28 protein-coding genes and 1 riboswitch are annotated in these 24,249 nt (G+C 72.7%); of the genes, 20 read left to right on the top strand and 8 right to left on the bottom strand.

Annotated elements, in window-relative coordinates:
* Position 1 precedes the first annotated feature (1 nt).
* Positions 2–2,128, top strand: a complete 2,127-nt coding sequence (locus tag ABD292_RS42910; RefSeq protein ID WP_344218048.1) for a carbon starvation CstA family protein — start codon at positions 2–4, stop codon at positions 2,126–2,128.
* On the opposite strand, the gene ABD292_RS42905 is transcribed toward ABD292_RS42910, so the two are convergent.
* Entirely contained in the window at positions 2,125–2,796 is a 672-nt protein-coding gene (locus ABD292_RS42905; RefSeq protein WP_344218046.1) for a TenA family protein, read from the bottom strand. The genes ABD292_RS42910 and ABD292_RS42905 overlap by 4 nt on opposite strands.
* A riboswitch (TPP riboswitch) is annotated at positions 2,784–2,879 on the bottom strand. It overlaps the preceding gene by 13 nt.
* Before the next feature lie 25 nt (positions 2,880–2,904).
* Between ABD292_RS42905 and ABD292_RS42900 the strand changes: the two genes are divergently transcribed.
* Complete coding sequence (locus ABD292_RS42900) at positions 2,905–3,864, top strand: DNA polymerase domain-containing protein (protein ID WP_344218044.1); 960 nt, start codon at positions 2,905–2,907, stop codon at positions 3,862–3,864.
* A 126-nt stretch (positions 3,865–3,990) separates the two neighbouring features.
* Positions 3,991–5,502 carry a M28 family metallopeptidase gene (locus tag ABD292_RS42895; RefSeq protein WP_344218042.1) on the top strand — a complete coding sequence of 504 codons (1,512 nt, stop codon included), beginning with the start codon at positions 3,991–3,993 and terminating at the stop codon, positions 5,500–5,502.
* Between the two features lie 17 nt (positions 5,503–5,519).
* Here ABD292_RS42895 and ABD292_RS42890 read toward each other — a convergent pair whose 3' ends face one another.
* Positions 5,520–6,383, bottom strand: a complete 864-nt coding sequence (locus ABD292_RS42890; protein ID WP_344218040.1) for a LysR family transcriptional regulator — start codon at positions 6,381–6,383, stop codon at positions 5,520–5,522.
* A gap of 82 nt (positions 6,384–6,465) precedes the next feature.
* On the opposite strand from ABD292_RS42890, the gene ABD292_RS42885 reads away from it, so the two are divergent.
* From ABD292_RS42885 to ABD292_RS42860, 6 genes are all read left to right on the top strand, one after another.
* Positions 6,466–7,677 (top strand): MFS transporter, encoded by a 1,212-nt coding sequence (locus ABD292_RS42885; protein WP_344218038.1) that lies wholly within the window; start codon positions 6,466–6,468, stop codon positions 7,675–7,677.
* A 110-nt stretch (positions 7,678–7,787) separates the two neighbouring features.
* Complete coding sequence (locus tag ABD292_RS42880) at positions 7,788–8,459, top strand: hypothetical protein (RefSeq protein WP_344218036.1); 672 nt, start codon at positions 7,788–7,790, stop codon at positions 8,457–8,459.
* Positions 8,459–8,683, top strand: a complete 225-nt coding sequence (locus tag ABD292_RS42875; RefSeq protein WP_344218034.1) for a hypothetical protein — start codon at positions 8,459–8,461, stop codon at positions 8,681–8,683. The genes ABD292_RS42880 and ABD292_RS42875 overlap by 1 nt, the downstream gene beginning before the upstream one ends.
* Positions 8,684–8,802: 119 nt before the next feature.
* On the top strand, positions 8,803–9,300 hold the full coding sequence (locus ABD292_RS42870) for a sigma-70 family RNA polymerase sigma factor (RefSeq protein WP_344218032.1): 498 nt from the start codon (positions 8,803–8,805) through the stop codon (positions 9,298–9,300).
* A gap of 42 nt (positions 9,301–9,342) precedes the next feature.
* The gene (locus tag ABD292_RS42865) at positions 9,343–10,038 is read left to right on the top strand and encodes a zf-HC2 domain-containing protein (protein ID WP_329585949.1); all 696 of its coding nucleotides are present in this window, start codon (positions 9,343–9,345) and stop codon (positions 10,036–10,038) included.
* Positions 10,039–10,048: 10 nt separating this feature from the next.
* Complete coding sequence (locus ABD292_RS42860) at positions 10,049–10,897, top strand: PHP domain-containing protein (RefSeq protein ID WP_344218030.1); 849 nt, start codon at positions 10,049–10,051, stop codon at positions 10,895–10,897.
* Here the strand turns inward: ABD292_RS42860 and ABD292_RS42855 are convergent.
* Positions 10,894–11,517 carry a dienelactone hydrolase family protein gene (locus tag ABD292_RS42855; RefSeq protein ID WP_344218028.1) on the bottom strand — a complete coding sequence of 208 codons (624 nt, stop codon included), beginning with the start codon at positions 11,515–11,517 and terminating at the stop codon, positions 10,894–10,896. The genes ABD292_RS42860 and ABD292_RS42855 overlap by 4 nt on opposite strands.
* A gap of 82 nt (positions 11,518–11,599) precedes the next feature.
* Here ABD292_RS42855 and ABD292_RS42850 point away from each other — a divergent pair, with 82 nt between their 5' ends.
* On the top strand, positions 11,600–12,103 hold the full coding sequence (locus ABD292_RS42850) for an SET domain-containing protein (RefSeq protein WP_344218026.1): 504 nt from the start codon (positions 11,600–11,602) through the stop codon (positions 12,101–12,103).
* Positions 12,104–12,114: 11 nt separating this feature from the next.
* On the opposite strand, the gene ABD292_RS42845 is transcribed toward ABD292_RS42850, so the two are convergent.
* The 3 genes from ABD292_RS42845 to ABD292_RS42835 form a co-directional block, all read right to left on the bottom strand.
* A complete protein-coding gene (locus tag ABD292_RS42845) occupies positions 12,115–12,489 on the bottom strand; it encodes a hypothetical protein (protein ID WP_344218024.1) in 375 nt (124 codons plus the stop codon).
* A gap of 103 nt (positions 12,490–12,592) precedes the next feature.
* A complete protein-coding gene (locus ABD292_RS42840; RefSeq protein WP_344218022.1) occupies positions 12,593–16,039 on the bottom strand; it encodes a tetratricopeptide repeat protein in 3,447 nt (1,148 codons plus the stop codon).
* A gap of 116 nt (positions 16,040–16,155) precedes the next feature.
* Positions 16,156–16,848 carry a response regulator transcription factor gene (locus ABD292_RS42835; RefSeq protein WP_344218020.1) on the bottom strand — a complete coding sequence of 231 codons (693 nt, stop codon included), beginning with the start codon at positions 16,846–16,848 and terminating at the stop codon, positions 16,156–16,158.
* 175 nt (positions 16,849–17,023) lie between these two features.
* On the opposite strand from ABD292_RS42835, the gene ABD292_RS42830 reads away from it, so the two are divergent.
* From ABD292_RS42830 to ABD292_RS42795, 9 genes are all read left to right on the top strand, one after another.
* Positions 17,024–17,275 carry a MoaD/ThiS family protein gene (locus tag ABD292_RS42830; RefSeq protein ID WP_344218018.1) on the top strand — a complete coding sequence of 84 codons (252 nt, stop codon included), beginning with the start codon at positions 17,024–17,026 and terminating at the stop codon, positions 17,273–17,275.
* A 70-nt stretch (positions 17,276–17,345) separates the two neighbouring features.
* Positions 17,346–18,011, top strand: coding sequence for an LmeA family phospholipid-binding protein (locus ABD292_RS42825; protein ID WP_344218016.1), 666 nt, complete (start codon positions 17,346–17,348; stop codon positions 18,009–18,011).
* Between the two features lie 50 nt (positions 18,012–18,061).
* On the top strand, positions 18,062–18,574 hold the full coding sequence (locus tag ABD292_RS42820; RefSeq protein ID WP_329592680.1) for a sigma-70 family RNA polymerase sigma factor: 513 nt from the start codon (positions 18,062–18,064) through the stop codon (positions 18,572–18,574).
* Complete coding sequence (locus tag ABD292_RS42815) at positions 18,574–19,416, top strand: anti-sigma factor family protein (protein ID WP_344218096.1); 843 nt, start codon at positions 18,574–18,576, stop codon at positions 19,414–19,416. The genes ABD292_RS42820 and ABD292_RS42815 overlap by 1 nt, the downstream gene beginning before the upstream one ends.
* Before the next feature lie 54 nt (positions 19,417–19,470).
* Positions 19,471–19,803: a TlpA family protein disulfide reductase gene (locus ABD292_RS42810; RefSeq protein WP_344218014.1), complete on the top strand. Its 333-nt coding sequence runs from the start codon at positions 19,471–19,473 to the stop codon at positions 19,801–19,803.
* A gap of 32 nt (positions 19,804–19,835) precedes the next feature.
* A complete protein-coding gene (locus ABD292_RS49125) occupies positions 19,836–19,919 on the top strand; it encodes a putative leader peptide (RefSeq protein WP_350773254.1) in 84 nt (27 codons plus the stop codon).
* A 62-nt stretch (positions 19,920–19,981) separates the two neighbouring features.
* Positions 19,982–20,206 (top strand): hypothetical protein, encoded by a 225-nt coding sequence (locus tag ABD292_RS42805; protein WP_344218013.1) that lies wholly within the window; start codon positions 19,982–19,984, stop codon positions 20,204–20,206.
* A complete protein-coding gene (locus ABD292_RS42800) occupies positions 20,203–21,042 on the top strand; it encodes a sulfurtransferase (protein ID WP_344218011.1) in 840 nt (279 codons plus the stop codon). Before ABD292_RS42805 ends, ABD292_RS42800 begins: the two co-directional genes overlap by 4 nt.
* Positions 21,042–21,341: a DUF1416 domain-containing protein gene (locus ABD292_RS42795; protein WP_344218009.1), complete on the top strand. Its 300-nt coding sequence runs from the start codon at positions 21,042–21,044 to the stop codon at positions 21,339–21,341. The genes ABD292_RS42800 and ABD292_RS42795 overlap by 1 nt, the downstream gene beginning before the upstream one ends.
* Before the next feature lie 51 nt (positions 21,342–21,392).
* Here ABD292_RS42795 and ABD292_RS42790 read toward each other — a convergent pair whose 3' ends face one another.
* Positions 21,393–21,941 carry a helix-turn-helix domain-containing protein gene (locus ABD292_RS42790; protein ID WP_344218007.1) on the bottom strand — a complete coding sequence of 183 codons (549 nt, stop codon included), beginning with the start codon at positions 21,939–21,941 and terminating at the stop codon, positions 21,393–21,395.
* A gap of 118 nt (positions 21,942–22,059) precedes the next feature.
* Between ABD292_RS42790 and ABD292_RS42785 the strand changes: the two genes are divergently transcribed.
* Positions 22,060–23,352, top strand: coding sequence for a hypothetical protein (locus ABD292_RS42785; RefSeq protein ID WP_344218005.1), 1,293 nt, complete (start codon positions 22,060–22,062; stop codon positions 23,350–23,352).
* Here the strand turns inward: ABD292_RS42785 and ABD292_RS42780 are convergent.
* Complete coding sequence (locus ABD292_RS42780) at positions 23,339–24,244, bottom strand: hypothetical protein (protein WP_344218003.1); 906 nt, start codon at positions 24,242–24,244, stop codon at positions 23,339–23,341. The genes ABD292_RS42785 and ABD292_RS42780 overlap by 14 nt on opposite strands.
* Positions 24,245–24,249: the final 5 nt, after the last annotated feature.

Raw genomic sequence — 24,249 nt, 5'->3', positions numbered from 1 at the left:
GGTGAAGCTGCGTTCCGTCATCATCTGGACGGCGGTCGCCGTCGTGGGCGCCACCGGCTGGGCGGTGCTCGCCCTGTCCCGGGGCGAGAACGTCAACGCGGTCTGGCTGCTGTGCGCCGCGCTCGGCTCGTACGCCATCGCCTACCGGTTCTACGCCCGCTTCATCGTGCGCAGGGTGCTGCGGGCCGACGACCGCCGGGCCACCCCGGCCGAGCGGCTCGACAACGGCATCGACTACCAGCCGACGGACCGGCGCATCCTGTTCGGCCACCACTTCGCGGCCATCGCCGGCGCCGGGCCGCTGGTCGGGCCGGTGCTGGCCGCCCAGATGGGTTACCTGCCCGGCACCATCTGGATCATCGCGGGCGTCATCTTCGCCGGGGCCGTCCAGGACATGGTGGTGCTGTTCTTCTCCATGCGCCGCAACGGCCGCAGCCTCGGCCAGATGGCCCGCGAGGAGATCGGCCCGGTCGGCGGGGTGGCCGCGCTCGTCGCCGTGTTCGCCATCATGATCATCCTGCTCGCGGTGCTGGCGCTGGTCGTGGTCAACGCGCTCGCGCGCTCGCCGTGGGGTGTCTTCTCGATCGCGATGACCATCCCGATCGCCCTGTTCATGGGCTTCTACCTGCGGGTGCTGCGGCCGGGCCGGGTCGTCGAGACGACCGTGATCGGGGTCGCGCTGCTGGTCCTCGCCATCGTGGCGGGCGGCTGGGTGCAGGGGTCGAGCTGGGCGCCGTTCTTCACGCTGAGCCCGTCGGCGCTCGCGCTCTGGCTCATCGCGTACGGGTTCGTCGCCGCGGTGCTGCCGGTGTGGATGCTGCTCGCGCCGCGCGACTACCTCTCGACGTTCATGAAGATCGGCACCATCGTGCTGATCGCGATCGGCATCGCGGTCACCATGCCGCCGCTGCGCACCACCGCCTTCACCGACTTCGCCTTCAACGGCAAGGGGCCGGTCTTCGCGGGCTCGCTGTTCCCGTTCGTGTTCATCATCATCGCCTGCGGGGCGCTGTCCGGGTTCCACGCGCTGATCTCCTCCGGCACCACGCCGAAGCTGATCCAGAAGGAGACCCAGGTCCGGATGATCGGCTACGGCTCCATGCTCATGGAGTCGTTCGTGGCGGTCATGGCCATCACGGCGGCCTGCGTGCTGTCGCCCGGCCTCTACTTCGCGATGAACGCCCCGGCCGGCGTGCTCGGCGCCACCGTGCAGTCGGCCTCCGAGGCCGTCGCGAACATGGGCTTCACGATCACGCCGGAGCAGCTCCAGGCCGCGGCGGCGGCCGTGCAGGAGGAGACGCTGATCGCCCGCACCGGCGGGGCGCCGACGCTGGCCGTCGGCATCTCGCAGATCTTCTCCGGCTTCCTCGGCGGGGCCGCGCTCCAGGCGTTCTGGTACCACTTCGCGATCATGTTCGAGGCGCTGTTCATCCTCACGACCGTGGACGCCGGCACCCGGGTGGGCCGGTTCATGCTCCAGGACACCCTCGGCAACCTGTGGAAGCCGATGGCGCGGGTGAGCTGGTGGCCGGGCCTCGTGGGATCGAGCGCGGTGGTCGTGGCGGCCTGGGGCTACTTCCTCTACCAGGGCGTCAACGACCCGCTCGGCGGGATCAACCAGCTCTTCCCGCTGTTCGGCATCGCCAACCAGCTCCTCGCGGCGGTGGCGCTCACCGTCGCCACCACGCTGCTGATCAAGAGCGGGCGGCTCAAGTGGGCCTGGGTGACGGGCGTGCCGCTGGCCTGGGACGCCGCGGTCACCCTGACCGCGAGCTACCAGAAGGTCTTCTCCGCCGACCCGACCCTCGGCTTCTTCGCCCAGCGCGACCGCTACCAGAGCGCGATCGACCAGGGGCAGGTGCTCGCGCCCGCCAAGTCGATGGACGCGATGCGGCAGATCGTCATCAACTCCACCGTGGACGGCGTGCTGGCCGCGCTGTTCGCCGTCATGATCATCATCGTGATCCTCGACGCGGTCCGCGTGTGGGTGACGGCGATCCGGGCGCGCGAGCCGCTGCCGACCACGGAGGAGCCGTTCGAGGAGTCGAAGCTGCTCGCGCCGTCCGGCCTCATCGCCACCCGCGAGGAGAAGGAGGCGATGGCCGCCCGCGGCCCCGCCGGCCCCTAGCGGAGCCAGCGGTCCGTGGGCCAGCCCTCGCGCCGCCAGGCGCTGTCCCAGAACATCCACTCGTACGCCGCCGCCGTCAGGTAGGCCTGCTCCATCGCCGCCCGCGTGCCGGCGTCCGCGCCTTCGGCGAGCCGGTCGGCGATGGCCTTGGCCCGGGTCACCGACGCCGCGAACTCCGGGTCGGAGTAGGTGGAGATCCACTTGCCGTACGGGTGGCCGCCGAGGTCGCCCGCGCGGCCCAGCAGCGCCGTGCCCACGTCCTGGTAGATCCAGAAGCACGGCAGCACCGCCGCCACCAGCACCGGGTACGGCGCCGCCAGCGCCGTCGCCTGGAGGTAGGACGCGTACGCCAGGCACGTCGGCGACGTGGCGATCCCGGCCGCGTCCGCGCCCAGCTCGGCCACGTAACCGGCGTGCAGCAGGCGCTCGGCGGCCAGCGCCGTGTGCGCGCTGCTCGCGAAGAACGCCGCCTCCTCCAGGTCGGTGGCCCGCGCCGAGGCGGTGGCGAGCGCCTTGGAGAACGCCTCCAGGTAGCGGGCGTCCTGCACGATGTAGAACGCGAACCGGTCGGCGTCGAGGGTGCCGTCGCCGAGCGCGACGTTGAACGGGTGGCCGTGGATCGCGGTCATCAGGTCGGCCGTGCGCAGCCACATGTCATCGCAGAACATGACGTCCCTTCGCTAGTGCGAGCTAGATCAGGTTCGACGGGTGTGATCTCAGCCCGGATCGCCGGGCACCCCGCGTCAGTCGATCACTGTAACAGGTGTTCGGATATCGTGGACGGGGTGACCGGCGAGGAGACCCGCGAGGGCGTGACGCTGACCAATCTCGACCAGCCGTTGTTCGACGGGGCTGAGGCCACCAAACGCGACCTGGTCGACTATCTCGACGCGGTCGCGGACCGCCTGGTGCCGGTGCTGCGCGACCGGGCGCTCTCGGTCGTCCGGGTGCGCCCCGGGCAGGAGCCCTTCATGCAGAAGAACCTGCCGAAGTACGCCCCTCCGTGGATCGAGCGCGTCTCGGTGTGGGCGGACTCCTCGCGGCGGCAGGTGACGTACGCGCTGGGCAACGACCGGCGGACGCTGATCTGGTTCGGCAACCAGCGGGCGGTGGAGTACCACCCGGCGCTGATCGCCGGCGACCACTTCACCCACCTGGTGCTGGACCTCGATCCGCCGGAGGGCGCGGAGTCGTTCGGGCTGGCCGTGCGGGCGGCGTTCCTGGTGCGGCAGGCGCTGGCGGACGCGGGGCTGGCGGGCGCGGTGAAGACCAGCGGGGCCAAGGGCGTGCACGTCTTCGTGCCGGTCGAGCCGGGCGTCCCGATGGAGGACCTGGCCGCCGCCACCCGCGCGATCGGGGCCCGCGCCGAGCGGCTGGACCCGGGGCTCGCGACGACGGCGTTCATCAGGGAGGACCGCGCGGGCAAGGTCTTCATCGACTCCACGCGGGCGGGCGGCGCGACGGTCGTGGCCGCCTACAGCCCGCGGATCCGGCCCGGCGTGCCGGTGTCGTTCCCCGTGCCGTGGCCGGACCTCGACCGGGTCACGCCGCGCGACTTCACCATCAGGACGGCGGCGGCGCTGGTCGACAAGAGCGATCCGTGGGCGGGGGAGATGCCCGGGCCGCAGCGCCTGCCCGCCGACCTGGTGGAAGAGGGGCACACGATCCCGGTGGCGCGGGTGCAGGCGATGCACGAGGGGAAGCGGCGTGCCCGTGCCCGCCGCGAGGCGACCTGAGACGGCGTGAATCCGCCGCGACAGTGGGTCTTCTCAGCGGCCCGGTGGCGGGTTACGTTCGCGTTCGGCGCGGCTCGGGGGGACTGCGCGCGCCGTAACCGATCCCGGCACAGGGAGATCCGTCGCATGCGTATGCGTAGAATCGCCGTCGCGCTCGGCCTGCTCCTCACCACGGTCCCCGCCGCGGTCCTCGCCGCGCCACCCGCGCAGGCGCGGACCGGCGGCCTCGACGACGTCTTCGCCAAACTGCTCGTCCAGCAGGTCAAGGGCACGAACGTGGCCAAGCACCTCAAGGCGTTCCAGGCCATCGCCGACGCGAACGGCGGCACCCGCGCCGTCGGCACCCCCGGCTACCGGGCCTCCCGGGACTACGTGGCCGGCAAGCTGCGCAGGGCCGGCTACAAGGTCACCCTGCAGCCGGTCACGTTCGTAAAGAGCTGGAGCGAGAACGCCCCGCCGACGCTCGCCGTGCAGGGCGGCGCGACGTACGCGCCGAACGAGGACTTCTTCACCTTCGCGCCGTCACCGTCCGGCGACGTGACCGCGCAGGTCCAGGGCGTGGACCTGACCCTGCCGCCCGCGCCGTCGCCCTCCTCGACCAGCGGCTGCGAGGCGGCCGACTTCGCCGGGTTCGTCGCCGGCCGGATCGCGCTCGTCCAGCGCGGCACCTGCCCGTTCGTCACCAAGGTCGAGAACGCGCTCGCCGCCGGCGCGAGCGCGATCATCATCTTCAACGAGGGCCAGCCGGGACGGACCGACGCCTACCCGCTGGACATCGGCGGCCTGCAGGGCCTGCCGATGGTGTTCGCCGACTTCGCGGTCGGCCAGGCGCTGGCCGCCACGCCCGGCGCGACCGTGCACCTCAAGGTCGACGCCAACCTGGTGCTCGGCACCGAGGACAACGTCATCGCCGAGTCCCGGCTCGGCGACCCGCGCCAGGTCGTCATGGTCGGCGCGCACCTCGACAGCGTGACCGAGGGCCCCGGCATCAACGACAACGGCTCGGGCAGCGCCGCCATCCTGGAGGTCGCCGAGCAGATGGCGCTCTACCCGGTCAAGCACAAGGTCCGTTTCGCGTTCTGGGCCGCGGAGGAGATCGGGCTGCTCGGCTCCACGCAGTACGTCGCCTCCCTGTCGCAGCAGCAGCGCGACCGCGTCCGGCTCTACCTGAACTTCGACATGATCGCCTCCCCGAACTACGCGTACAAGCTGTACGACGGTGACGACTCCGACGCCACCGGCTCCCCGGCAGGACCGCCCGGATCGGCCCAGATCGAGCAGCGGCTCGCCACGTTCTTCGGCTCGCGCGGCCTGGCCACGGTCGGCACCGACTTCGACGGCCGCTCCGACTACGGGCCGTTCATCGCGGTCGGCATCCCGTCCGGCGGCATCTTCACCGGCGCCGAGGGCGTCAAGACCCCCGAGGAGGCCGCGCTGTTCGGCGGCACGGCGGGGGCCGCGTACGACGGCTGCTACCACCAGGCGTGCGACACGCTCGCCAACGTGAACGCGACGGCGCTGGACGTCGACTCGGACGCCATCGCGGACTCCGTCGCCCGCTACGCCTTCGACCTGCGCCCCATCCCGCCGAGAACGGCCACCGCCGCCCGCGCCGCCCTCAGCGCGGCGGCCGGCTGAGTCCATCCGGCAGGGGGTCAGAGGTCGCCCATCAGGTCGAGGAAGGCGGTGGCGGCGGGGGAGGGGCGCTCGGCCCAGATCAGGTGCTCGACGCGGGCCGGGGCGTCGCGGAGGCGGATGACGCGCAGGTCGCGGAGCCGGGGCGCGTACGCGGCGGGGAGCAGGCCCACGCCGAGCCCGTGACGGACGAGGTCGGCCATGAACTCGGCGGACGACACCTCGAAGGCGACGTCCCTGAGCACGCCCGCGGCGGCGAACGCCTCGTCGGACTGGGCGCGGCCGGCGTGCCCGGCGCGGAAGTCGACGAACGGCTCGTCGGCGAGGCCCGCCAGGTCCGTCTCCTCGTCCGTCAGGTGGTGGTCGGGCGCGACCACGGCGACCAGCTCGTCCCTGGCCAGCGCGCGGCCGCGCACGCCCCTCGGCTCGGCGCGCGTGGTCAGGCCGAGGAAGGCCACGTCCACGTCGGCCCGCCGGACCCGCTCGATCAGGTCCTCGCTGCCGGCAGCCGCGAGCGTGACGCGCACCCGCGGATGCCGGCGGCGGAACTCCTTCAGCAGGGCCGGCAGGTCCACCGCCGCGACCGTGGTGATCGCGCCGATGGCCAGCCGCCCGCGCAGCTCGCCGCTCGCCGCGGCCACCTCGGCCCTGGCCCGGTCGGCGGCCTCCAGGCACTCGCGGGCCGCAGGCAGGAACGCCTCCCCGGCCGGCGTCAGGCGGACGCGCCGGCTGGTGCGCTCGAACAGGCGGGCGCCGAGCTCGCGCTCCAGGGCGGCGATCTGGTGGCTGAGCGCCGACTGCACGACCCGGCAGTGTTCGGCGGCCCGGGTGAAGTTGCTGGTCTCGGCGACCGCGACGACGTACCGCAGTTGTTGCAGCTCCATGACATCAATCGTGCAGCACGATCGAACTCGATGAAAACTATGTGTTGGACTCATTGATCGGTGGGGGCCCACTCTTGGATGTATGACTGTGCATGGAGATCGCCCGCTGTCAGCCACGCGGGCCTGGCTGGGGGTCGCCGCGATCACGGCGAGCCTGTTCGTCTTTCTCACCACCGAGCTGATGCCGGTTGGCCTGCTCACCCCCTTGAGCGAGAGCCTGGGGGTGTCGGTGGGCGCCGCCGGGCTCATGGTCACGCTCCAGGGCGTCTCCGCCGGGCTGGGGGTGCCGTTCATCGTGGCCTGGACCAGGCGGGTCAACCGGCGGGCGCTGCTGTCCGCGCTGCTCGCCGTGCTGGCCCTCGGCAACCTGGTGACCGCCCTGTCGCCGAGCTACGCGCTGATCCTGACCACGCGGCTGTTCATGGGGTTCGCCAGCGGGGTGTTCTGGGCCATCGGCGTGGGCATGGCGATGCGCCTGGTGCCCGAGCGGCAGGCGAACAGGGCGTCGGCGACGGTGATGTCCGGCATCTCGATCGCCACGGTGGCGGGCATACCGCTGGGGACGTTCCTGGAGAGCCGTACGGACTGGCGGACCACGTTCCTCATCTGGGCCGGGCTCAGCGTGCTGGTGTTCGTCGCGGTCACGGCGCTGATCCCGTCGCTGCCGTCGCGCAACGCCGTGCCGGTCAGGGAGGTCTTCGGGCTGCCGGTCAGCAACGTGCCGCTGCGGCTCGTGCTGGTCACCGTCGTGCTGTTCGTGCTCGGGCACTTCGGGGCGTACACGTTCGTCCGGCCGATCCTGGAGGGCCACACGGGCGCGACGCCCGCCTTCGTCACCGTCGTGCTCATGGTCTTCGGCGCCGCGGGGGCCGTCGGGAACTTCGTCGCCGGGCACACGGTGAGCAGGAGCCTGCGGGGGACGTTCGCCGTCGGCTGCGCGGGGCTCGTGCTGTCGTTGCTGGCGCTGCTCGCGATCGGCGGCGGGGAGGCGGGCGCGGTGGCCGCGCTGGTGGTGTGGGGGCTCTCCTTCGGGGCCGTGCAGCTGTGCCAGGTCAACCTGACGCTGGCCGCCGCGCCCGACACCTTCGAGGCCGCGATGTCGCTCAACACGATGGCGTACAACACCTCCATCGCGCTCGGCGCGCTCTTCGGCGGGCTGTTCGCCGACCACCTCGGGGTGACCAGCGTGATCTGGTTCGGGGTGGCGCTGACCGCCGGCTCGCTGGTGGTCAACCTCGCCACCGGACGGAGGGCGGCGCGCGGGCGGGACGCCGTGGCGACGAGCGCGTCCTGAGCCGGAACAAGTCGGCATGGCGTTGAACCGGGGGTCGCCGCGGGGCGTACCACGTGGCGGACGACGGCGTCTGACCTGCGCTGATCACCTGTGACGGGGATGCGATGGCGATGGACTTCCACGGATGGAGCGGCGGCCTCGCGCTGCAGCCGCGTGACTACCTCGCGAGCGGCCGGCCGCTCCTCGACGTCGTACGGGCCGCCGGCCCCTTCCGGGGCGAGACGCTCCACGAGCTCGCGCTCGGCACCGCCGCCACCATGGCCAGGCTGCACCTGGCCGGCATCGCGGGGCTGCGGCTCGGCCCGGACAACGTGCTGATCGGCCGGTACGGGCAGGCGCTCTTCGCCCCCGGGCCGCGCGACAGCGAGTTCCCTTCGAGCGACGTGCGGGCGTGGGCCGAAGTGATGATCTTCGCGGCCACCGGGGCGGAGGCGGGGCAGGGCGGGGAGGCCGGCCTCGACCGGCTGCCGCCGGCGCTGCGCACGCTGATCGACGAGTGCCGCAGGTCCGACCCGGACTCCCGGCCCACGGCGGCCGAACTGGTCGCCGTGCTGCTCGGCCGGCCCGTCCCTGGTGGCCGCGCCCAGGTCGAGCGGCTGCTGCGCGAGGCGGAGAGCCGGACCGTCCCGTACCGGCCGCCCGCGTACGAGGAGACGCTGATCAGCACGCCGCTCTGGCGGCGGCCCGCCTTCCTCGCGGGCGTCGCGCTCGGCCTGGCCGTCGTCGCGCTGCTCGCGGGCGCGGTCGTGCTGGTCTCCTCGCTGGCCGCGGGAGGCGTGTGATGAGGGATCTCGGGCTCGGCGTGCTCGTCGGCATCCTGATCGGCACCGTGGTGGCGTCGCTGGCGCTCGCGCTGTCCGACCTGCCGTCGGCCCGCGCGGCGGGGACGACCCGATCGGCGGGGAGTGTGGGTTTCACGGCCGCGATCTCGGCTCCGGAGGCCGGCCAGCTTAACCTGATTTATCAATTGAATCTGGCTTTCGGGCGAATAGGGCGAAGCGCCTGACCGGGCTCTCGCCCCTGGCTAAAGTGATAAATCCCATATCAGCGCGGTATGCATTGATATCGCGTAGTGCGCGAGGAGCCCGCCCCCCAGTGAGGAATCGCCGCGTAACCGAAGACGCCATGGTCCGAGCCCTTTACCGCGAATACGGCACCCCCCTGTTGGCCTTCGCGGTCCGGCTGACGGGCGGCGACCGGCGCTGGGCCGAGGACGTCGTCCAGGAGACCCTGGTCCGCGCCTGGCGCAACCTCCCCGACCTGCGTACGGACTCCGGCTCGCTCATGCCGTGGCTCGCCACCGTCGCCCGCCGCGTCGTCATCGACGACCGCCGCCGCTCCGGCACCCGCCCCCTGGACACCGTCGAGCAGATCCCCGAACGCGCCCAGCCCACCCCCGCCGACGACGACCGGCTGCTGCGCGAGATCGTCGTGACGGACGCCATGCTCTCGCTCTCCCCCGCGCACCGCCAGGTGCTCACCGAGACCTTCCTGCTCGACCGCTCGCTGGCCGAGGCGGCCGAGACGATCGGCGTGCCGATCGGAACGATCAAGTCCCGCGTGTACTACGCCATGCGGGCCTTGCGCGTCGCATTGGAAGAAAGGGGGGTGATGCTGCCATGAAAGCGCCGGCGCGTCACAGTATGGAGTGGGGGTGGTGACACCATGACCGAGGTTCAACACGAGGACGTGGCGGCGTACGCGCTGGGCCTGCTCGACGAGGGGGAGCGGGCGGCGTTCGAACGCCACCTGGCGGGCTGCCCGAGCTGCGCCGCCGAGGTCGGCATGTTCGCCGAGATGGGCGAGCTGATCAAGGGCGTGCATCCCGACGACCTGCTGCCCAGCCCGCCCGACCCGCAGGTCGAGTCGCTGCTGGTGCGGCGGGCCGCGGCCGAGCGCCGCCGCCGGGGGCTGCACCGTACGCTGACGGCCGCCGCCGCGTGCGTGCTGATCGCGACCGGTGTGCTGCTGGCCGTCCGGTCGTTCGCCGCGGGGCCCAACCCGGACAGCGTCCACAGCCCGGCCGCGGCGCTGCTGATGACCGGGAAGACCTACAGCGAGACCGACCCGGCCAGCGGCGTCACCGCCGTCGTCGGCCTGGAGGACAAGGGCTGGGGCACCCACGTCGCGCTGCAGCTCAAGGGCGTGAAGGGGCCGCTCCAGTGCCGGCTGCTCGCGGTGGGCGACGACGGCCGCTCCGAGGTCGTGGCGAGCTGGGGCGTCCCCGGCAAGGGCTACGGCGTGCCGGGCGCTCCCGACGCGCTGTTGCTGCACGGCGGCACGAGCCTCACCCAGGACCAGCTCAACCACTTCACGGTCGAGACCTTCGACGGCCGTACGCTCGCCTCGATCGCAGTATGATCCAGCCCTCATGCGCATCGACCTGCACAGCCACAGCAACGCCTCCGACGGCACGCAGCCGCCGGCCGACGTCGTGCGCCGGGCCCGCGAACGCGGCCTCGACGTGCTGGCGCTGACCGACCACGACACCGTCGCCGGGCACGGGGAGGCGGCCGCCGCGCTGCCCGGCGGGCTGACGCTGGTGCCCGGCATGGAGCTGTCCTGCCGCCGCGGCGAGCAGGGCATCCACCTGCTCGCCTACCTCTTCGACCCGGCCGAGCCCGAGCTGCGCGCCGAGTGCGTACGCCTCAGGGAGGCCCGCGAGACCCGCGCCCGGCTCACCGTCGAGCGGCTGGCCGAGCTGGGCGTGCCGGTGACCTGGGCCCAGGTGACCGAGCTGGCGGCGGGCGGCCCGGTCGGCCGGCCGCACATCGCCCGCGCCATGGTCGCCGCCGGGGCGATCGCCGCGCCCGACCTGGCGTTCACGCCGGAGTGGATCGGCACGGGCGGACGCGCGAACGTCAACCGCTACGCGCTCGACCCCGGGCAGGCGGTCCGGCTCGTCCGCGCCGCGGGCGGCGTCCCGGTGCTCGCGCATCCCAAGGCCGCCAGGCGCGGCCCCGCCGTGCCCGACGAGTGGATCGCCGAGCTGGCCGCCGACGGGCTGTTCGGGGTGGAGGCCGACCATCTCGACCACGACGAGCCCGCCCGCGCCCGGCTGCGCGGCCTGGCCGGCGAGCTGGGCCTGGCCGTGACCGGCTCCAGCGACGACCACGGCGAGCTGACCGGCCACCGGCTCGGCTGCGAGACCACCGACCCCGAGGTCTACGAACGCCTCGTCGCCGAGGCCACCGGCGCCGCCCCGATCAGCGCACGCTAGATGGGTGCCCGGCCCGTGCGCGGGGCCGCGAAGTGCGTGACGAACCAGCCGCGGGCCAGGTCCGCCACGGCGTCCAGAGCGCCGGGCTCCTCGAACAGGTGTGTGGCGCCGGGCACGATCGTGAGCCGGCACTCGCACGGCAGCCGCTGCTGGGCCTCCTGGTTCAGCTCGATCACGACCGGGTCCCTGCCGCCGACCACGAGCAGCGTGGGCGCGCGGACCGCCGCCAGGCGCGGCCCGGCCAGGTCGGGCCGGCCGCCCCGCGAGACGACGGCCGCGATGTCGTTGCCCGGCTGGGCCGCCGCCCAGAGCGCGGCCGCCGCGCCGGTGCTGGCCCCGAAGTAGCCGATCGGCAGGCCGGCCGAGTCCGGGTGCTCCCGCGCCTCGCGGGTGCGCTCCAGCAGGCGTTCGGCCAGCAGGCCGATGTCGAACACGTTCGCCCGGTCGGCCTCCTCCTCGGGCGTCAGCAGGTCGAACAGCAGCGTCGCCAGCCCGGCCTCGTTGAGCGCGCCGGCCACGTACCGGTTGCGCGGGCTGTGCCGGCTGCTGCCGCTGCCGTGCGCGAACAGCACCAGCCCCCGAGCGGCGTCAGGGACGACCAGATCACCCTCCCCGGACACACGCAACACCTCCCCCCGCCAGGCCCGCTACCCCGGCAGGCTCCCTCTATCCACCGGCCCCCGCCTGCTCCACGCTGGTGCCATGTCTGAGACTCCCGCCCCGCACTGCCTGCTGCATCCCGCCGTCGAGGTCCGGCCCTCGCCGATCGCCGGCGAGGGCCTGTTCGCCATGACCCCGCTGCCCGCGGGGACCGTCGTCTCCCGCCTCGGCGGCCGGCTGGTGACCTGGGACGCGCTGCGGGAGCTGCTCGCCGACCCCGCCGTCCCGTACGTCGACACGGTGGCCGTCGGCGACGACCTGCACCTGGTCCTGCCGCCGGGCAGCCCGAACGGCAAGGGCAACCACGGCTGTGACCCCAACCTGTGGTGGAGCGGCCCCTACGCCCTCGTCGCCCGCCGCGACGTGCGACGAGGGGAGGAGCTGACGCTGGACTACGCGACCTGCACGAAGGCGCCCGGATTCGTGCTGGAGTGCCGGTGCGGAGCCCCGCTGTGCCGGGGACGGGTGACGGGGGAGGACTGGAGACAGGCCGACCTGCGCGAGCGCTACGGCGACCACTGGTCGTTCCCGCTGCCCGTGGGGTGACCCGCCCCCGGTCAGCGCAGCAGCAGCAGCGCCGTCACGAACTGGAGGAGGTGCCAGGCCCCATACGCCCCCGCCGCCCAGAACGCCCACTCCTTGCCCCGCCGGATCCGGGACACCCAGCGCAGCTCCTCCACCGGGTCCCTGCGGGCGCGCAGGGTCCTGGTCACCAGGCAGGCGGCGTTCAGCCAGGCGAACCCGGAGACCAGGAGCAGCGCGACCGAGAGCCCGAGCAGCGGCTCGGCCCCGCCGGGCACCTCCCACGGCAGCTGTCTCACCCAGGCGGCGGCCACGCCCGCGAGCAGCGCGAGGGCGATCCGCCGGTCCGTACGGGCCTGCCGTTTCAGCCACTTCAGGTCGCCACGCCGGGTCCGGTTCTGCCGGAGCATCAGGATCACCTCCGCTGGTTCGGTCGAAGCCACCAGCGAACACGAGGCCCCCGTCGAAGATCTGCGACCTCAGCCCCCGGATTTCCCTACTTTCATCGGCGATTCACGGCAGATACCGAAGTTCTTCCGCCACCCGGCCGGCCTCCTGCACGTCCCCGACCTCCTCCAGCGTGCGTGCCGCCTCCGTCAGGCACGCGACGGCCGCGTCCCGGTCGCCGAGCCGCGCCGAGACCAGCCCGAGCGCCCGCAGCGCGCAGCCGAGGTCCCGCCGCGTGCCGCACTCCTGGTGCACGTCCCTGGCCTGCCTGGCCAGCTCCAGGGCCTCCCCGGGCCGGTCCAGGTCGAGCAGGACCAGCGCCAGGGCGGTGAGCGCCGCCGCCCACCGGTCGCGGCTGCCGGCCGCCCGCTGCAGCTCGACGGCCTCCGTCGCCGGGCCGAGCGCCTCCGCCGCCCGGCCGGCCGCGTGCCTGGCCTGCGCGACCGACAGCAGCGCGCTGGCCCGGTTGTCGCCCAGCTCCTCCCTGATCGCCAGCGCCGCCCGCAGCGCGGAGGCGTGCCGGCCGAGCGACAGGTACGTGTACGCCAGCGTCTCCTGCACGTCCGCCTCGGCCCGCCGGTTGCCGGTGCCCTGCACGATGTCCAGGGCCTCCAGCGCGTACACGAAGGCCACCTGCGGCTGCCCCTGCCGCCTGCGCACCCGGGCCAGCCGGTTGAGCGTGCGGGCCTCTCCCGGCGCGTCGTGGATCACCCGGCTGATCGCCAGCGCCTGGTTGAGGTAGTCGTCGGCGCGCAGGTAGTCGGCCAGCCGCCAGTACACGAGCCCGATGTCGGCCAGCGTCTCGGCCTTGCCCTGCTCGTGGTGGAGCTCCACCTGCACCGTGAGCGCCTGCTCGTAGCAGGCCAGGGCCTCGTCGTAGCGGGCGCCGTTGCGGGCGACGCGGCCGAGCGCGCACAGGGCCCGGCCGCTGCCGTGGTGGTCGCCGGCGGCGGTGTAGCCGGCCAGCGCGCGTTCGGCGTCTCGCTGGGCGTCGTGCGGCAGGCGCAGCAGGTCGTAGATCTCGGCCAGGCAGAGCAGGGTCTCGGCCTCGGCCTGCTCGTCGCCCAGCTCCTGGCAGATCGACAGCGCCTCCAGGCCCTCCGACAGCGCCGCCTCCGGCTCGCCGAGGTCGCGCTGGACGCGGGCCAGCAGGATCAGGCTCTGCGCGGTGCCGCGCCGGTCGCCCAGCTCCGTGCGCACGGCGAGGGCCTGGCGGGCGTACGTGAGCGCCGGCTCGTAGCGCTCCTGCGACAGGTGCAGCCGGGACAGCGTGTGCAGGCAGCTCGCCACGCCGGTCCGGTCGCCGATCTCGCCGTACAGGTCCAGGGCCTCGCCGGCGCGGCGGAGGGCGTCCTCGACCTTGCCCGCGATGCCGTACACCTCGGCCAGGTCGATGAGCGCGCGGGCCCGGCCGACGTCGTCGCCGAGCGAGGTGTGGTCGGCGAGCGCCTCGCCGATGAAGCGGGCGGCCAGCGTGGACGGACCGATGTCGCGGTGGATGGAGCCGAGGTTGCCGCGCATGAGCGCGATCGCCCGCCGGTTGCCGACCTGGAGCGCGGAGGACAGGCCGGCCTGCTGGACCTCCAGGTTGTTCTCGTAGAAGCGGAGCCGCCTGAACGGCGCGAACACCGCCTCGGCCAGCCGCCACGCCATCCCGTACGCGCCGCTCTCCTCGGCCAGCCGCACGGCCGACACCAGCGAGCGCCGCTCGGCCTCGAACCACTCGCGCGGCGTCGCCGGATCGCCGGCGACCGCCAGGTAGTGGTCGAGCAGCCGCGCCCGCGCCTCGCGCACGCCCGCCTCGGCGTGCCGGCCCAGCTCCCTGGCCAGCCGCTTGACCAGGTCGTGCACCCGGTAACGCGGCCCCGGCAGCGGCTCCACCAGGTAGGCCCGGTGCAGCCCCTCGACCGCCGCGACGGCCTCGGCCACCGGCACGCCCAGCGCGGCGGCCAGCACCTGCGGGGTGAAGTCGCGCCCCGGCAGCAGCCCGACGTGCCGGAAGGCCCGCCGCCGCGCCGGGGTCAGCGACTCGTACGCGAGGTCCAGCGCCGACCGGAACGCCTCCTCGGGATCGCCCACCAGCACCCGGCCGGGCCGGCGCAGCTCCTGGATCCGCTCCCCGACGCTCATGCCGGGGTTCTCGGCCAGCTTGGCGGCCGAGATGCGCAGCGCGAACGGATGGTAGGAGCACACCCGGGCCAGCTCGGCCAGCGCGTCCCGGTCGGCCGCCCGCGGCGAGCCCTTCCCGAGCACCCCGACCAGCAGCGCGACCGCGTTGCCCGGGTCGAGCACGGGCAGGTCCATGAGGTCGGCGTGGCCGGTCGCGCGCAGCGGCGCCATGCGGGTGCGGCTGGTCACCAGCACCACGCAGTCCTTGCCGCCCGGCAGCAGCGGGCGCACCTGGGCGGCGTCGGCGGCGTTGTCGAGGATGAGCAGCAGCCTGCGCCCGGCCGTCCTGCTGCGGTAGAGCAGCATCAGCTCGGCCTCGTCGGCGGCGGGCTCGCCGACGCCGAGCGAGCGCAGGATCTGGCCGAGCGCCTCGACCGCGCTCATCGGCGGCTGGCTGGGCGACTGCCCGCGCAGGTCGATGACGATCTGGCCGTCGGGGAAGCGGCCGGCGTGCAGGTGCCCCCAGTGCGTCACGAGCGCGGTCTTGCCGACGCCGGGCAGGCCCTGCACCACCATGGTGCCGGTGCGGCGGGGCCGGTCCAGCCAGGCGGTGAGCAGGTCGAGGCTCTGCTGGCGGCCGGTGAAGTCGGGCACGTCGGCGGGGAGCTGGCGGGGCTTCGGCAGCTCGCCGACCGGCAGCGGCTCCGCCGGCGCGCCCGGCCGGGTCAGGAACGGGGTCACGCGGCCGGTGAAGGGCGCCGACAGGTGCTCCCAGTCGCCGGCGGCGGCTCGCAGCGCGGGCGGGTCCGTCACGCGCAGCCGCCGGTAGCCGGGGCGGACCAGCCAGCCGCGCCGCGTCCACTGCTGGAGCCGGCGCTGCACCACGTCGGGGGAGCTGCCGACCAGGTCGGCCAGGGTCTCCATCGACAGCGGCGGCGCCGACTCGGAGGCGAGCCCGTAGCGCTCGTCGAGGTGCAGCAGCCACACCGCGAGCCGGGCGGCGACCGGGGCGCGGGACAGGGCCTCGTGCCTGCGGGCGGCGACGTTCCTGGCGAACAGCTCCTGCACCAGCGCCGTGGCCACGCCGGGGCTGGCGGCGGCGTGCTCGCGCAGCCGCCGCAGGTCGATCGGCCAGGCCCGCAGCTCGGTCAGCGCGTCCACCCTGACCCGCTCGGCGGGGCTCCAGAAGGCCAGCTCGCCGATCAGGTCGCCGTCGCCGCGGAGGTCGTGGAGGCATTCGCGGTCGCCGCCAGGGGTGTATTCGCGGGCGTAGCCGTAGTCGATGACGTAAACGTGATGAGGGGCGCGTAACGGGGAGCAGATGGTCTCGTTACGCCGGAACACGCGCGGCCGGGCGCCCTCGTCCACCAGTGACCTGAACGACTGCACCCCGACACCACCCATCGTCGGACGGCGGTGTCCTCGGCCTGACACTTGCTGAACGGATTGACCACCAATGTGTCACATCGGGCGGTCCCATTGTCAATGCCCGGCTGTCAGTGCCGGGCTGTCCATGCCGTTCAGACGGTCGCGGTGTCGGCCCGGTCGGGGACGAAACGGTAGCCGACGTTGCGGACCGTGCCGATCAGGGATTCGTACTCGGTGCCGAGCTTGGCGCGCAGCCGCCGGACGTGCACGTCCACCGTGCGGGTGCCGCCGAAGTAGTCGTAGCCCCAGACCTCCTGGAGGAGCTGGGCGCGGGTGAAGACCCTGCCCGGGTGCTGCGCGAGGTATTTCAGCAGCTCGAACTCCTTGAAGGTGAGGTCGAGCACCCGGCCGCGCAGCCGGGCGGTGTAGGTGGCCTCGTCGATGGACAGGTCGCCGCTGCGGATCTCGTCGGGCACGTCCTCGGCGGCGGCCTGGCTGATGCGGCCGGTCGCCATGCGCAGCCGCGCCTCGACCTCGGCCGGGCCCGCGCTGTCGAGGAGGACGTCGTCGACGCCCCATTCCGCGGTCATGGCGGCCAGGCCGCCCTCGGTGACGATCACCAGCAGCGGGCAGTCGATGCCCGTGGTGCGGATCAGCCGGCACAGGCTCTTGGCCTGCACGAGCTCCCTGCGCGCGTCGACGATGACGGCGTCGGCGGGCGGTGTGTCGATGAGCGCGGACGCCTCGGCGGGCGCCACGCGGACCGAGTGGAGCAGCAACCCCAGCGCCGGGAGCACCTCGGATGACGGCTCGAGGGCGTTGGTCAGCAGGAGCAGATTGCTCATTACGGCCTCCTCAAACACGCAAGGACCCGGGGGCTACGTCGCCCAGGTCCTGTGAGTGAGGATATCCCACGAGTAAGACCCGTCCATTGCGGGTCCACCAGGTGAACAGCGCGTCTCGTGAAACAACCTTGTTAAGGAAGACGCACAATGGTTCGGCAAGGATTGTGAGGATCAAATGGCCACAGGCAAAATACGGTATTGGGCGGCGGCCAAGGAAGCGGCTGGTGTCGCCGAGGAGTCGTTCGACGCGGTCACGCTGAGTGAGTTGATGACGAAAATCACAGCAGACCGGGCCGAGCTGGCGCGCGTCGTGCGGCGCTGCTCGTTCCTGGTCGACGGCGCGCCCGTGGGAAAGCGCCCGCACGACGAGGTCACGCTCGGCGACGGCGTCACCGTCGAGGTGCTGCCGCCTTTCGCCGGTGGGTGATCAACGGCTTCGCGGGGGAATGAGAGGTCTCGATCGATAGGCTCGTACCCCCGCCTGCACAGGGAGCCCCATGCGCAAGCTGATCGTTTTTCTGATCGTGCTGGTCATTCTCCTTGTCGCCGTCGACCGCGTCGCGGCCGCCGGGGTCGAACGCGACCTCGCCAACCGCATCGCGGCCGCCGCCGACCTCTCCGGCACGCCCACGGTCACCATTGAGGGCATCCCCTTTCTCACCCAGGCCGTCAGCGGGCATTATCCGGAGGTCCGGTTCGACCTCGGCACCCTCACCTACGGCGGCGTGCCGGTGAAGAACCTGCGGGGCGCCGCCTACGACGTGACCGCGCCGCTCGCCGACATCCTGCAGAACAGAGCCGACATCCGGGCCGGCCGCATGACCGTCAGCGGCACCCTCACCAGGGCCACGATCGACAAGTACGCCCCCCGCGGCGTCAAGATCGGCGGCAACGGGTCGCGGCTCACCGCGTCGGGCGAGCTGACGGTGGGGGCGAACAAGGTGAAGTTCGACGCCGAGCTGCGGGTCTCGGTGGTCGACGGGCAGATCAGGCTGCAGGCCGAGAAGATCGAGGGCGTGCCCGCGGCGCTCGCGCAGTTCGTCTCGATCCCGATCCCGTTCAAGGCCGACCTGCCCTTCGACGTCAAGGTCACCCGGGTCAGGAGCGTGGCCGACGGACTGGAGTTCACCGCCGAGGCGACCGACGTGCCGCTCCGTGGATAAGCCTCGTGGATGAGCCTGAACCGATCGGCGCCGCTGTACGTGATGAGGGCGTGAGCGCAGCCGGGACCGCCGACGAGGAACTCGTGAAGACCCTCTTCGACGAGCACGCGGGGCCGCTCTACGGCTACGTGCTGCGACTGACCGGCGACTCGGGAAGGGCGGAGGACGTGGTGCAGGAGACGCTGCTGCGGGCCTGGCGGCATCCCGACGCGCTCACCGACCGGCCGATCAGGGCGTGGCTGTTCACGGTGGCCCGTAACCTCGTGGTGGACCAGCACCGCGCCAGGAAGGCCAGGCCGCCCGAGATCAGCGACGAGGCGCTCACCGTCGTGCCGGCCGAGGACGAGCTGGAGCGCGCCGTCGAGTCGTGGGCGGTGGCCGAGGCACTGGCCGCGCTGCGGCCCGAGCACCGCGAGGTGCTGATGGAGGTCTACTACCGGGGGCGATCGGTGAAGGAGGCGTCGGACACGCTGGGCATTCCACCGGGGACGGTCAAGTCGCGCACCTACTACGCGTTGCGCGCGCTCAAGCTCGCGCTGGAGGAGCGGGGGCTGGCGCCGTGATGACCTGCGAGGAGGTCCGGATGTCCTTGGGGGTGCGGGCGCTCGGCGCGCTCGACCCCGAGGAGGCGCAGGAGGTCGACCGTCACCTGGCCGGCTGCGAGGCGTGCGCCGCCGAGCTGCTGGAGCTGGAGGACGTCACCTCGTTCCTGGGCAAGGTGTCGGAGCGGGACGTCGAGCTGGTCGCCAGCCCGCCGCGCCAGGTGCTGGACCGGCTGCTCGACGACCGCGCCCGGCGCACCAGGCGCGGCCGGATGCTGCTGCTGTCGGCGGCGTCCGTCGCGGCGCTGGTGGTGGGCGGCGCGGTCTGGACGGCCGTGACCGGCGGCGGGCCGGCCATGACCGCGGCGAGCGCGCCGGAGCGGGCGGCCTCCTCCGCCGCGTCCTCGTCGGGTGCGGCCGACTCGGCCGCCACCGCCGCCGAGCAGCCCGTGCCGCTCGCCGACCAGAACAGCGAGCTGCGCGCGACCGGCGACCCGCTCCCCAGCCCGTCCGCCATGCCCACGAAGCAGAAGAAGCAGGCGGTGGCGGGCCCCGAGTTCACCGGCGAGAACGCCGCCGACGGCTACCACGCCACGATCCTGGCCTGGCCCGCGGACGACGGCGCCGAGCTGGCCGTACGGCTGCGCGGCGTGCCGGCCGGCACCCCCTGCCGGGTCCGCGTCGTCGGCGAGGGCGGGCGGCGGGACGTCACCGACGGCTGGGTCGCCGGAGGCGCCGGCTTCGAGGAGCGCGACGCGTTCAAGACCACGACCGGGCTGCCGCTCGCCGACATCGTCCGCTTCGAGGTGATCGACGAGCGCACGGGCAAGGTGCTGGTCCGGGTCAAGGTGCCCGGCAGGTAGGCCGGGGGCGGGAAGCAATCGCCGGTCGCGCCGGTTGCATCCGACGTGACTTCGTTGTCCGAGGGGGACCTCGGCGCCGCCCTCGGTGAGCGGGCGACGCTGGTGCAGTTCTCCACCGCGTTCTGCCAGCCGTGCCGGGCGACCAGGCGGGTGCTCGCCGACGTGAGCGCGCTCGTGCCGGGCGTGCGGCACGTCGAGGTGGACGCGGAGTCCCGGCTCGACCTGGTGCGCAGGCTGGAGGTCACCGGCACGCCGACGGTGTTCGTGCTCGACGGCGCGGGACGCGTCGTCAAGCGGGCCGCCGGGCAGCCGCGCAAGGCCGACGTCCTGGTGGCGCTCGCAGGGGCGTTGAACCAGGAATCGTCTCATCAACCGGACGAGATGTGACAGATGGCGAGACGCCGAGTAGTGTCTTGGCTATGACCCCTTCGACAGAGCTGCTCACGAAGCGGCGCGCGGTTGATTTCTGCCGCGTGGCCACCGCGCTCTGTCGCGCTGCCTGAGGACGATCTAGCGCGGATCCTCGGATGATCCGCCCCAATCGACCCTTCAGGAGCATCCCGCGATGCGTGCCGACCTTCCATTGTCGCGCCTCCGCGCGCCGATCACGACCCTGACCACCGCCCTCGTCACTTCGACGGGGCGCTTCCGGGCGCCTGCGGCCGCGCGCATCCCGCCGGAGCTCCTCACGAAGATCCTCACCGCAGCCTCGGGATCCATCCTCGGCTGCGCCACGTACCCGCATATTCGCCGTCTACTGCCCGCCGCCAACATGGAGGTTTCCCAATGAGCCGCTCCGCCGCACTGGTGGACGCCGACTGGGTCGAGGCCAACCTCGACACGCCCGGAGTCGTCATCGTCGAGGTCGACGAGGACGTCAGCGCCTACGACAGCGGCCACATCCGTGGCGCTGTGAAGATCGACTGGCGGACGGACCTGCAGGACCCGGTCCGCCGCGACTTCGTGGACAAGACCGGCTTCGAGGCCCTGCTGTCCGACCGAGGCATCTCCAACGACGACACCGTGGTGCTGTACGGCGGCAACAACAACTGGTTCGCCGCCTACGCCTACTGGTACTTCAAGCTCTACGGCCACGACAACGTCAAGCTGCTCGACGGCGGGCGCAAGAAGTGGGAGCTCGACTCGCGCGAGCTGGTCAAGGACGTCACCGAGCGCCCCAAGACCCAGTACACCGCGCAGGAGCAGGACACCTCCATCCGCGCCTTCCGCGACGACGTGGTGAGCGCCATCGGCAAGCTCAACCTGGTCGACGTGCGCTCGCCCGACGAGTTCACCGGCAAGCTGCTGGCCCCGGCCCACCTTCCGCAGGAGGCGGCGCAGCGCGGCGGCCACGTGCCGACCGCCCGTAACATCCCGTGGTCCAAGGCGGCCAACGACGACGGCACCTTCAAGTCCGACGACGAGCTGCGCACCCTCTACCAGGACGCGGGCGTCGACTTCGGCAAGGACACCATCGCCTACTGCCGCATCGGCGAGCGGTCGGCGCACAGCTGGTTCGTGCTGCACGAGATCCTCGGGCAGGCGAACGTGAAGAACTACGACGGTTCGTGGACCGAGTACGGCTCGCTCGTGGGCGTGCCGATCGAGCTGGGGGAGGCCCGCTGATGACGGCACAGGGTTGCGGAGCGCCGGAGCAGACCGTGGCGCTGCCCGCAGGGATCGATCTGTCCAACCAGGCCGTGATCCAGGGCGTGGTGACCGGCACGGGCACCGCCTACGCCCGCCTGCTCGACCGCACCGGTGAGTTCACCGGCGAGGTCGTGGTGTCCGACGACGGCGTCTTCCGCTTCTTCGCCGCCCCCGGCGACTGGACCGTCCGCATCATCGCGGGCGGCGGCGTCACCAGGGACGTGCAGGTGGAGGCCAAGCTGGGCGAGGTCGCCCAGCTCGCGGTCGCCGTCTGACCTCTTCGTTGAAGGGCCCGCGCCGGTCTCCGGCGCGGGCCTTTTCGTGTGTCAGGGCTTGACCGGGTAGCGCATGAGCAGCGTGGCCCGGACGAGGTCGGGGCCGTGCGCGCGGTAGCCGTGGAGCACGTCGGAGCGCCAGGAGATGTGGTCGCCGGGGCCGGCGGTCAGCGGCTCCTTGATGGGCCCGGCGCTCAGCGTGCCGGTGAAGACCGTCACGTGCTCGGTGACGCCTTCGTGGTGGGCGGGGCTGGTCTGGGTGAGTCCGGGCGGGACGCGCACCCGGTAGAGCTCGTAGATGACGCGGTCGTCCTCGAAGACCTCCAGCAGTTCGGCCTCCATGGCCGTGCCGCGCATGATCCGCGGCTCGGGCGGCGGGTCGAGTATGGCCCCGATGGGCACGCCGAGCTGGGCGGTGATGGCCCAGAGCGTCGCGAGCGTCGGGCTGTGGGCGCCGGTCTCGACGCCCGCGAGCGCGTCCTTGCCGATGCCGGCCCGGCCGGCCAACTCGGAGAGCGAGACGCCGCGCTCCTGACGCAGCCGCCGCAGTCGATCCCCCACCGCGCGAGGGTCGGTGTCGAACGCGGGGAGCGGTTCCATGCGCTCATGCTCCCCCCGTGCCGCCGGGGTTCCTACGGGGGACTAGCGACTTGTCACCCCGGCCGCGTTTCCGAGGTTGCTGCTGCGACACCAGGGACAGGCCGCTACGATTCCACAGATGTCCGGTTCGACAGGCGTGATGGCACCACCCGCGTCCGGGCCTGCACCGGCTCGGCGGATGCCCTCGCCGTACTCACTGCCCCTGCACGCGCTGCGGCTGGCGGGGAAGTGCGCGCTGCCCCTGATCCTCTGGTTCGCCGCCGGCGAGGCGGCCCGCTACGCGCTCCTCTACGGGGCCAGCGAGGTCGCCTACGGCGAATGGCGCCAGGTCCGTCTGGTGCTGGTCATGACGCTGCTCACGTTCATCGTCCTCGCCGCGATGGTCGTCACGACCGGGATGCTGCACGCGCTGCGCGGCGCGCTCTGGGAGATGCGCGCGAGGGCCGGGGAGGGCGTGGCGGACGAGCCGTTCTTCCGCACCCTCGACCGGGTCGCGCCGGCCTTCGCCGTCCTCTACCTCGCCTGGGGCTTCCAGACCGAGGACGCCAGGGACGTCTACCAGATGGACATGTTCCATCATCTCGACGAGCAGATGACGGCCTCGTTCTTCGGCGAGAGCAGCGACGTCGGCCGCGGTCTGACCGACCTCGACTGGCGGGTCTCGCTCGGCGCGATGGTCGTCACCTTCGCGCTGAAGACGCTCTTCGCCAAGGCGCTGGAGAAGGGCAAAGGCGGCTTCTTCGGGTTCTTGGCCGCCTTCTCCGAGTTCGCGTTCGTCTTCTACGGGCTGAACGCCACCGTGGCCTTCGCCGACGCCCGCTCCGAGTGGGTGGAGCACCGCAGCGTCGTCGCGGGCACCGAGGAGGTGGTGACCGCGGCGAAGGAGAACCTCCCGGTGTGGGACGCGATCACCGGCGACTACTGGCCGCTGTTCATCGACGCCGTCGCCGTGCCGCTGGCCTGGCTCACCGTGGCGATGCTGGTCTTCGGCGCCTACTCCGACGAGACCCGCGTCCTGGTCAAGGGGACCAGGCTGGAGAAGGGCGTGGACCGGCTGGAGAGCAGCCACGACCTCACCCAGAAGTCGTTCGACCGGCTCACCGGCGGCTTCAGGGATCGCTGGCTGCCGCTCGCGAACTCGCTGCGGCTGGTGTTCAGGAGCGGCTTCCCGCTGTTCGGCATGATGTGCCTGTGCTACGTGGCCCTCTCGGTAGGCGGCGCCTACGCGCAGCGCGCCGTGGTGGCGCTCGTCGGCTCCCGCGAGGAATGGGTGTGGGTCTACCAGGGCGTGCCGCTGGTCTACCTGCGCGAGATGGTCGTGACCGTGCTGACCATGGCGCTGCTGGCGGCGACGTACGATCTGGCCGCCACCCGGGCGCGGCTGCGCGGCCGGCCGCTCAACGACGTCTGAACCGCAGCACGTACACGTCCAGGCCCAGCGCCTTCACCTTCTCGTGGTCGAACAGGTCCTCCGTCGGGGTGTCCGAGCGGTAGTTGCTCGGCTCGAACGACAGCTCGACCTCCTCCGCCACGGGTGTCGGGACGATCGCCATGCCCTGGATCCGGTAGTCCTTGCCCACCTCCATGCGTTCCAGCGGGCGGTCGCCGACGACCTCGAAGGGGACCGTCCACTCGCGGCCGGCCCGGTCGCGGAGCTTCATGTCGCCGGGATCGCCGATCATGGTGGCGGAGGCCGCGTCCACGACCCTCCTCGTGATGTCGATCTTCAGCCAGGTCACCTCGGGGCCGTGCTTGTTGCCCTCCGGGGGCTTCATCGGGGCGACGGCGACCCGCCACTCGGTGTTGTAGACCTTGCCCGGCTGCCCGGCGGGGACGACGGTCTCGATGTGGTTCAGGCCGCGGGTGACCTGCTGCTCGTAGAAGTCGTGGTGGTCGTAGAGGTTCACCGCGACGGTGAGCAGCGAGACCGCGACGGCGGCGACGGCGACGAGCAGGCGGCGGCGGGGCTTTCCCGTCCGCGCGGCGGCCTGCCCGGCGTCCGCGGGCCGTGGCGGGAGGCCCTGGGGCGGCCACGGCCGGGAGGGCGGGGCTCCGGGGACGGCCGGGATGGGCTGCGTCGAGCTGCCCTGCTGCCGGCGGCCGACGGGCGGCCACACCTGCTGGTCCGGATGCGGGACCCTGGGCCGCCGGGCGTCGTACGGCTGCGGCCTGGCGGGGCGGCGGGGCGGCGCGGCGGGCCCCGGACGGGCGGGCTGCCCGGTGTAGCCCTCGGGGGCCGGCGTCCAGCCCTGCTGGGGTTGCCGCTGCTCCGGAGAGAACCAGTCACGCTCGTTCGTGCTCATGTGCC

Source organism: Nonomuraea bangladeshensis (genome assembly GCF_039529455.1).
Lineage (GTDB): Bacteria > Actinomycetota > Actinomycetes > Streptosporangiales > Streptosporangiaceae > Nonomuraea > Nonomuraea bangladeshensis.
Note: the sequence above shows the minus strand (reverse complement) of the source record. Positions and strands in the feature narration are given on the sequence as shown.

Coding starts and splice junctions, on each gene's coding strand:
- ABD292_RS42815 (WP_344218096.1), top strand. CDS start 18,574: ATGACCTGCGAGGAGGTCCGGATGTCCTTGGGGGTGCGGGCGCTCGGC.
- ABD292_RS42800 (WP_344218011.1), top strand. CDS start 20,203: ATGAGCCGCTCCGCCGCACTGGTGGACGCCGACTGGGTCGAGGCCAAC.
- ABD292_RS42780 (WP_344218003.1), bottom strand. CDS start 24,244: ATGAGCACGAACGAGCGTGACTGGTTCTCTCCGGAGCAGCGGCAACCC.
- ABD292_RS42875 (WP_344218034.1), top strand. CDS start 8,459: ATGAGGGATCTCGGGCTCGGCGTGCTCGTCGGCATCCTGATCGGCACC.
- ABD292_RS42805 (WP_344218013.1), top strand. CDS start 19,982: ATGCGTGCCGACCTTCCATTGTCGCGCCTCCGCGCGCCGATCACGACC.
- ABD292_RS42845 (WP_344218024.1), bottom strand. CDS start 12,489: ATGCTCCGGCAGAACCGGACCCGGCGTGGCGACCTGAAGTGGCTGAAA.
- ABD292_RS42850 (WP_344218026.1), top strand. CDS start 11,600: ATGTCTGAGACTCCCGCCCCGCACTGCCTGCTGCATCCCGCCGTCGAG.
- ABD292_RS42865 (WP_329585949.1), top strand. CDS start 9,343: ATGACCGAGGTTCAACACGAGGACGTGGCGGCGTACGCGCTGGGCCTG.
- ABD292_RS42870 (WP_344218032.1), top strand. CDS start 8,803: ATGGTCCGAGCCCTTTACCGCGAATACGGCACCCCCCTGTTGGCCTTC.
- ABD292_RS42860 (WP_344218030.1), top strand. CDS start 10,049: ATGCGCATCGACCTGCACAGCCACAGCAACGCCTCCGACGGCACGCAG.
- ABD292_RS49125 (WP_350773254.1), top strand. CDS start 19,836: ATGACCCCTTCGACAGAGCTGCTCACGAAGCGGCGCGCGGTTGATTTC.
- ABD292_RS42825 (WP_344218016.1), top strand. CDS start 17,346: ATGCGCAAGCTGATCGTTTTTCTGATCGTGCTGGTCATTCTCCTTGTC.
- ABD292_RS42830 (WP_344218018.1), top strand. CDS start 17,024: ATGGCCACAGGCAAAATACGGTATTGGGCGGCGGCCAAGGAAGCGGCT.
- ABD292_RS42785 (WP_344218005.1), top strand. CDS start 22,060: ATGTCCGGTTCGACAGGCGTGATGGCACCACCCGCGTCCGGGCCTGCA.
- ABD292_RS42795 (WP_344218009.1), top strand. CDS start 21,042: ATGACGGCACAGGGTTGCGGAGCGCCGGAGCAGACCGTGGCGCTGCCC.
- ABD292_RS42895 (WP_344218042.1), top strand. CDS start 3,991: ATGCGTATGCGTAGAATCGCCGTCGCGCTCGGCCTGCTCCTCACCACG.
- ABD292_RS42880 (WP_344218036.1), top strand. CDS start 7,788: ATGGACTTCCACGGATGGAGCGGCGGCCTCGCGCTGCAGCCGCGTGAC.
- ABD292_RS42840 (WP_344218022.1), bottom strand. CDS start 16,039: ATGGGTGGTGTCGGGGTGCAGTCGTTCAGGTCACTGGTGGACGAGGGC.
- ABD292_RS42905 (WP_344218046.1), bottom strand. CDS start 2,796: ATGTTCTGCGATGACATGTGGCTGCGCACGGCCGACCTGATGACCGCG.
- ABD292_RS42890 (WP_344218040.1), bottom strand. CDS start 6,383: ATGGAGCTGCAACAACTGCGGTACGTCGTCGCGGTCGCCGAGACCAGC.
- ABD292_RS42835 (WP_344218020.1), bottom strand. CDS start 16,848: ATGAGCAATCTGCTCCTGCTGACCAACGCCCTCGAGCCGTCATCCGAG.
- ABD292_RS42885 (WP_344218038.1), top strand. CDS start 6,466: ATGACTGTGCATGGAGATCGCCCGCTGTCAGCCACGCGGGCCTGGCTG.
- ABD292_RS42790 (WP_344218007.1), bottom strand. CDS start 21,941: ATGGAACCGCTCCCCGCGTTCGACACCGACCCTCGCGCGGTGGGGGAT.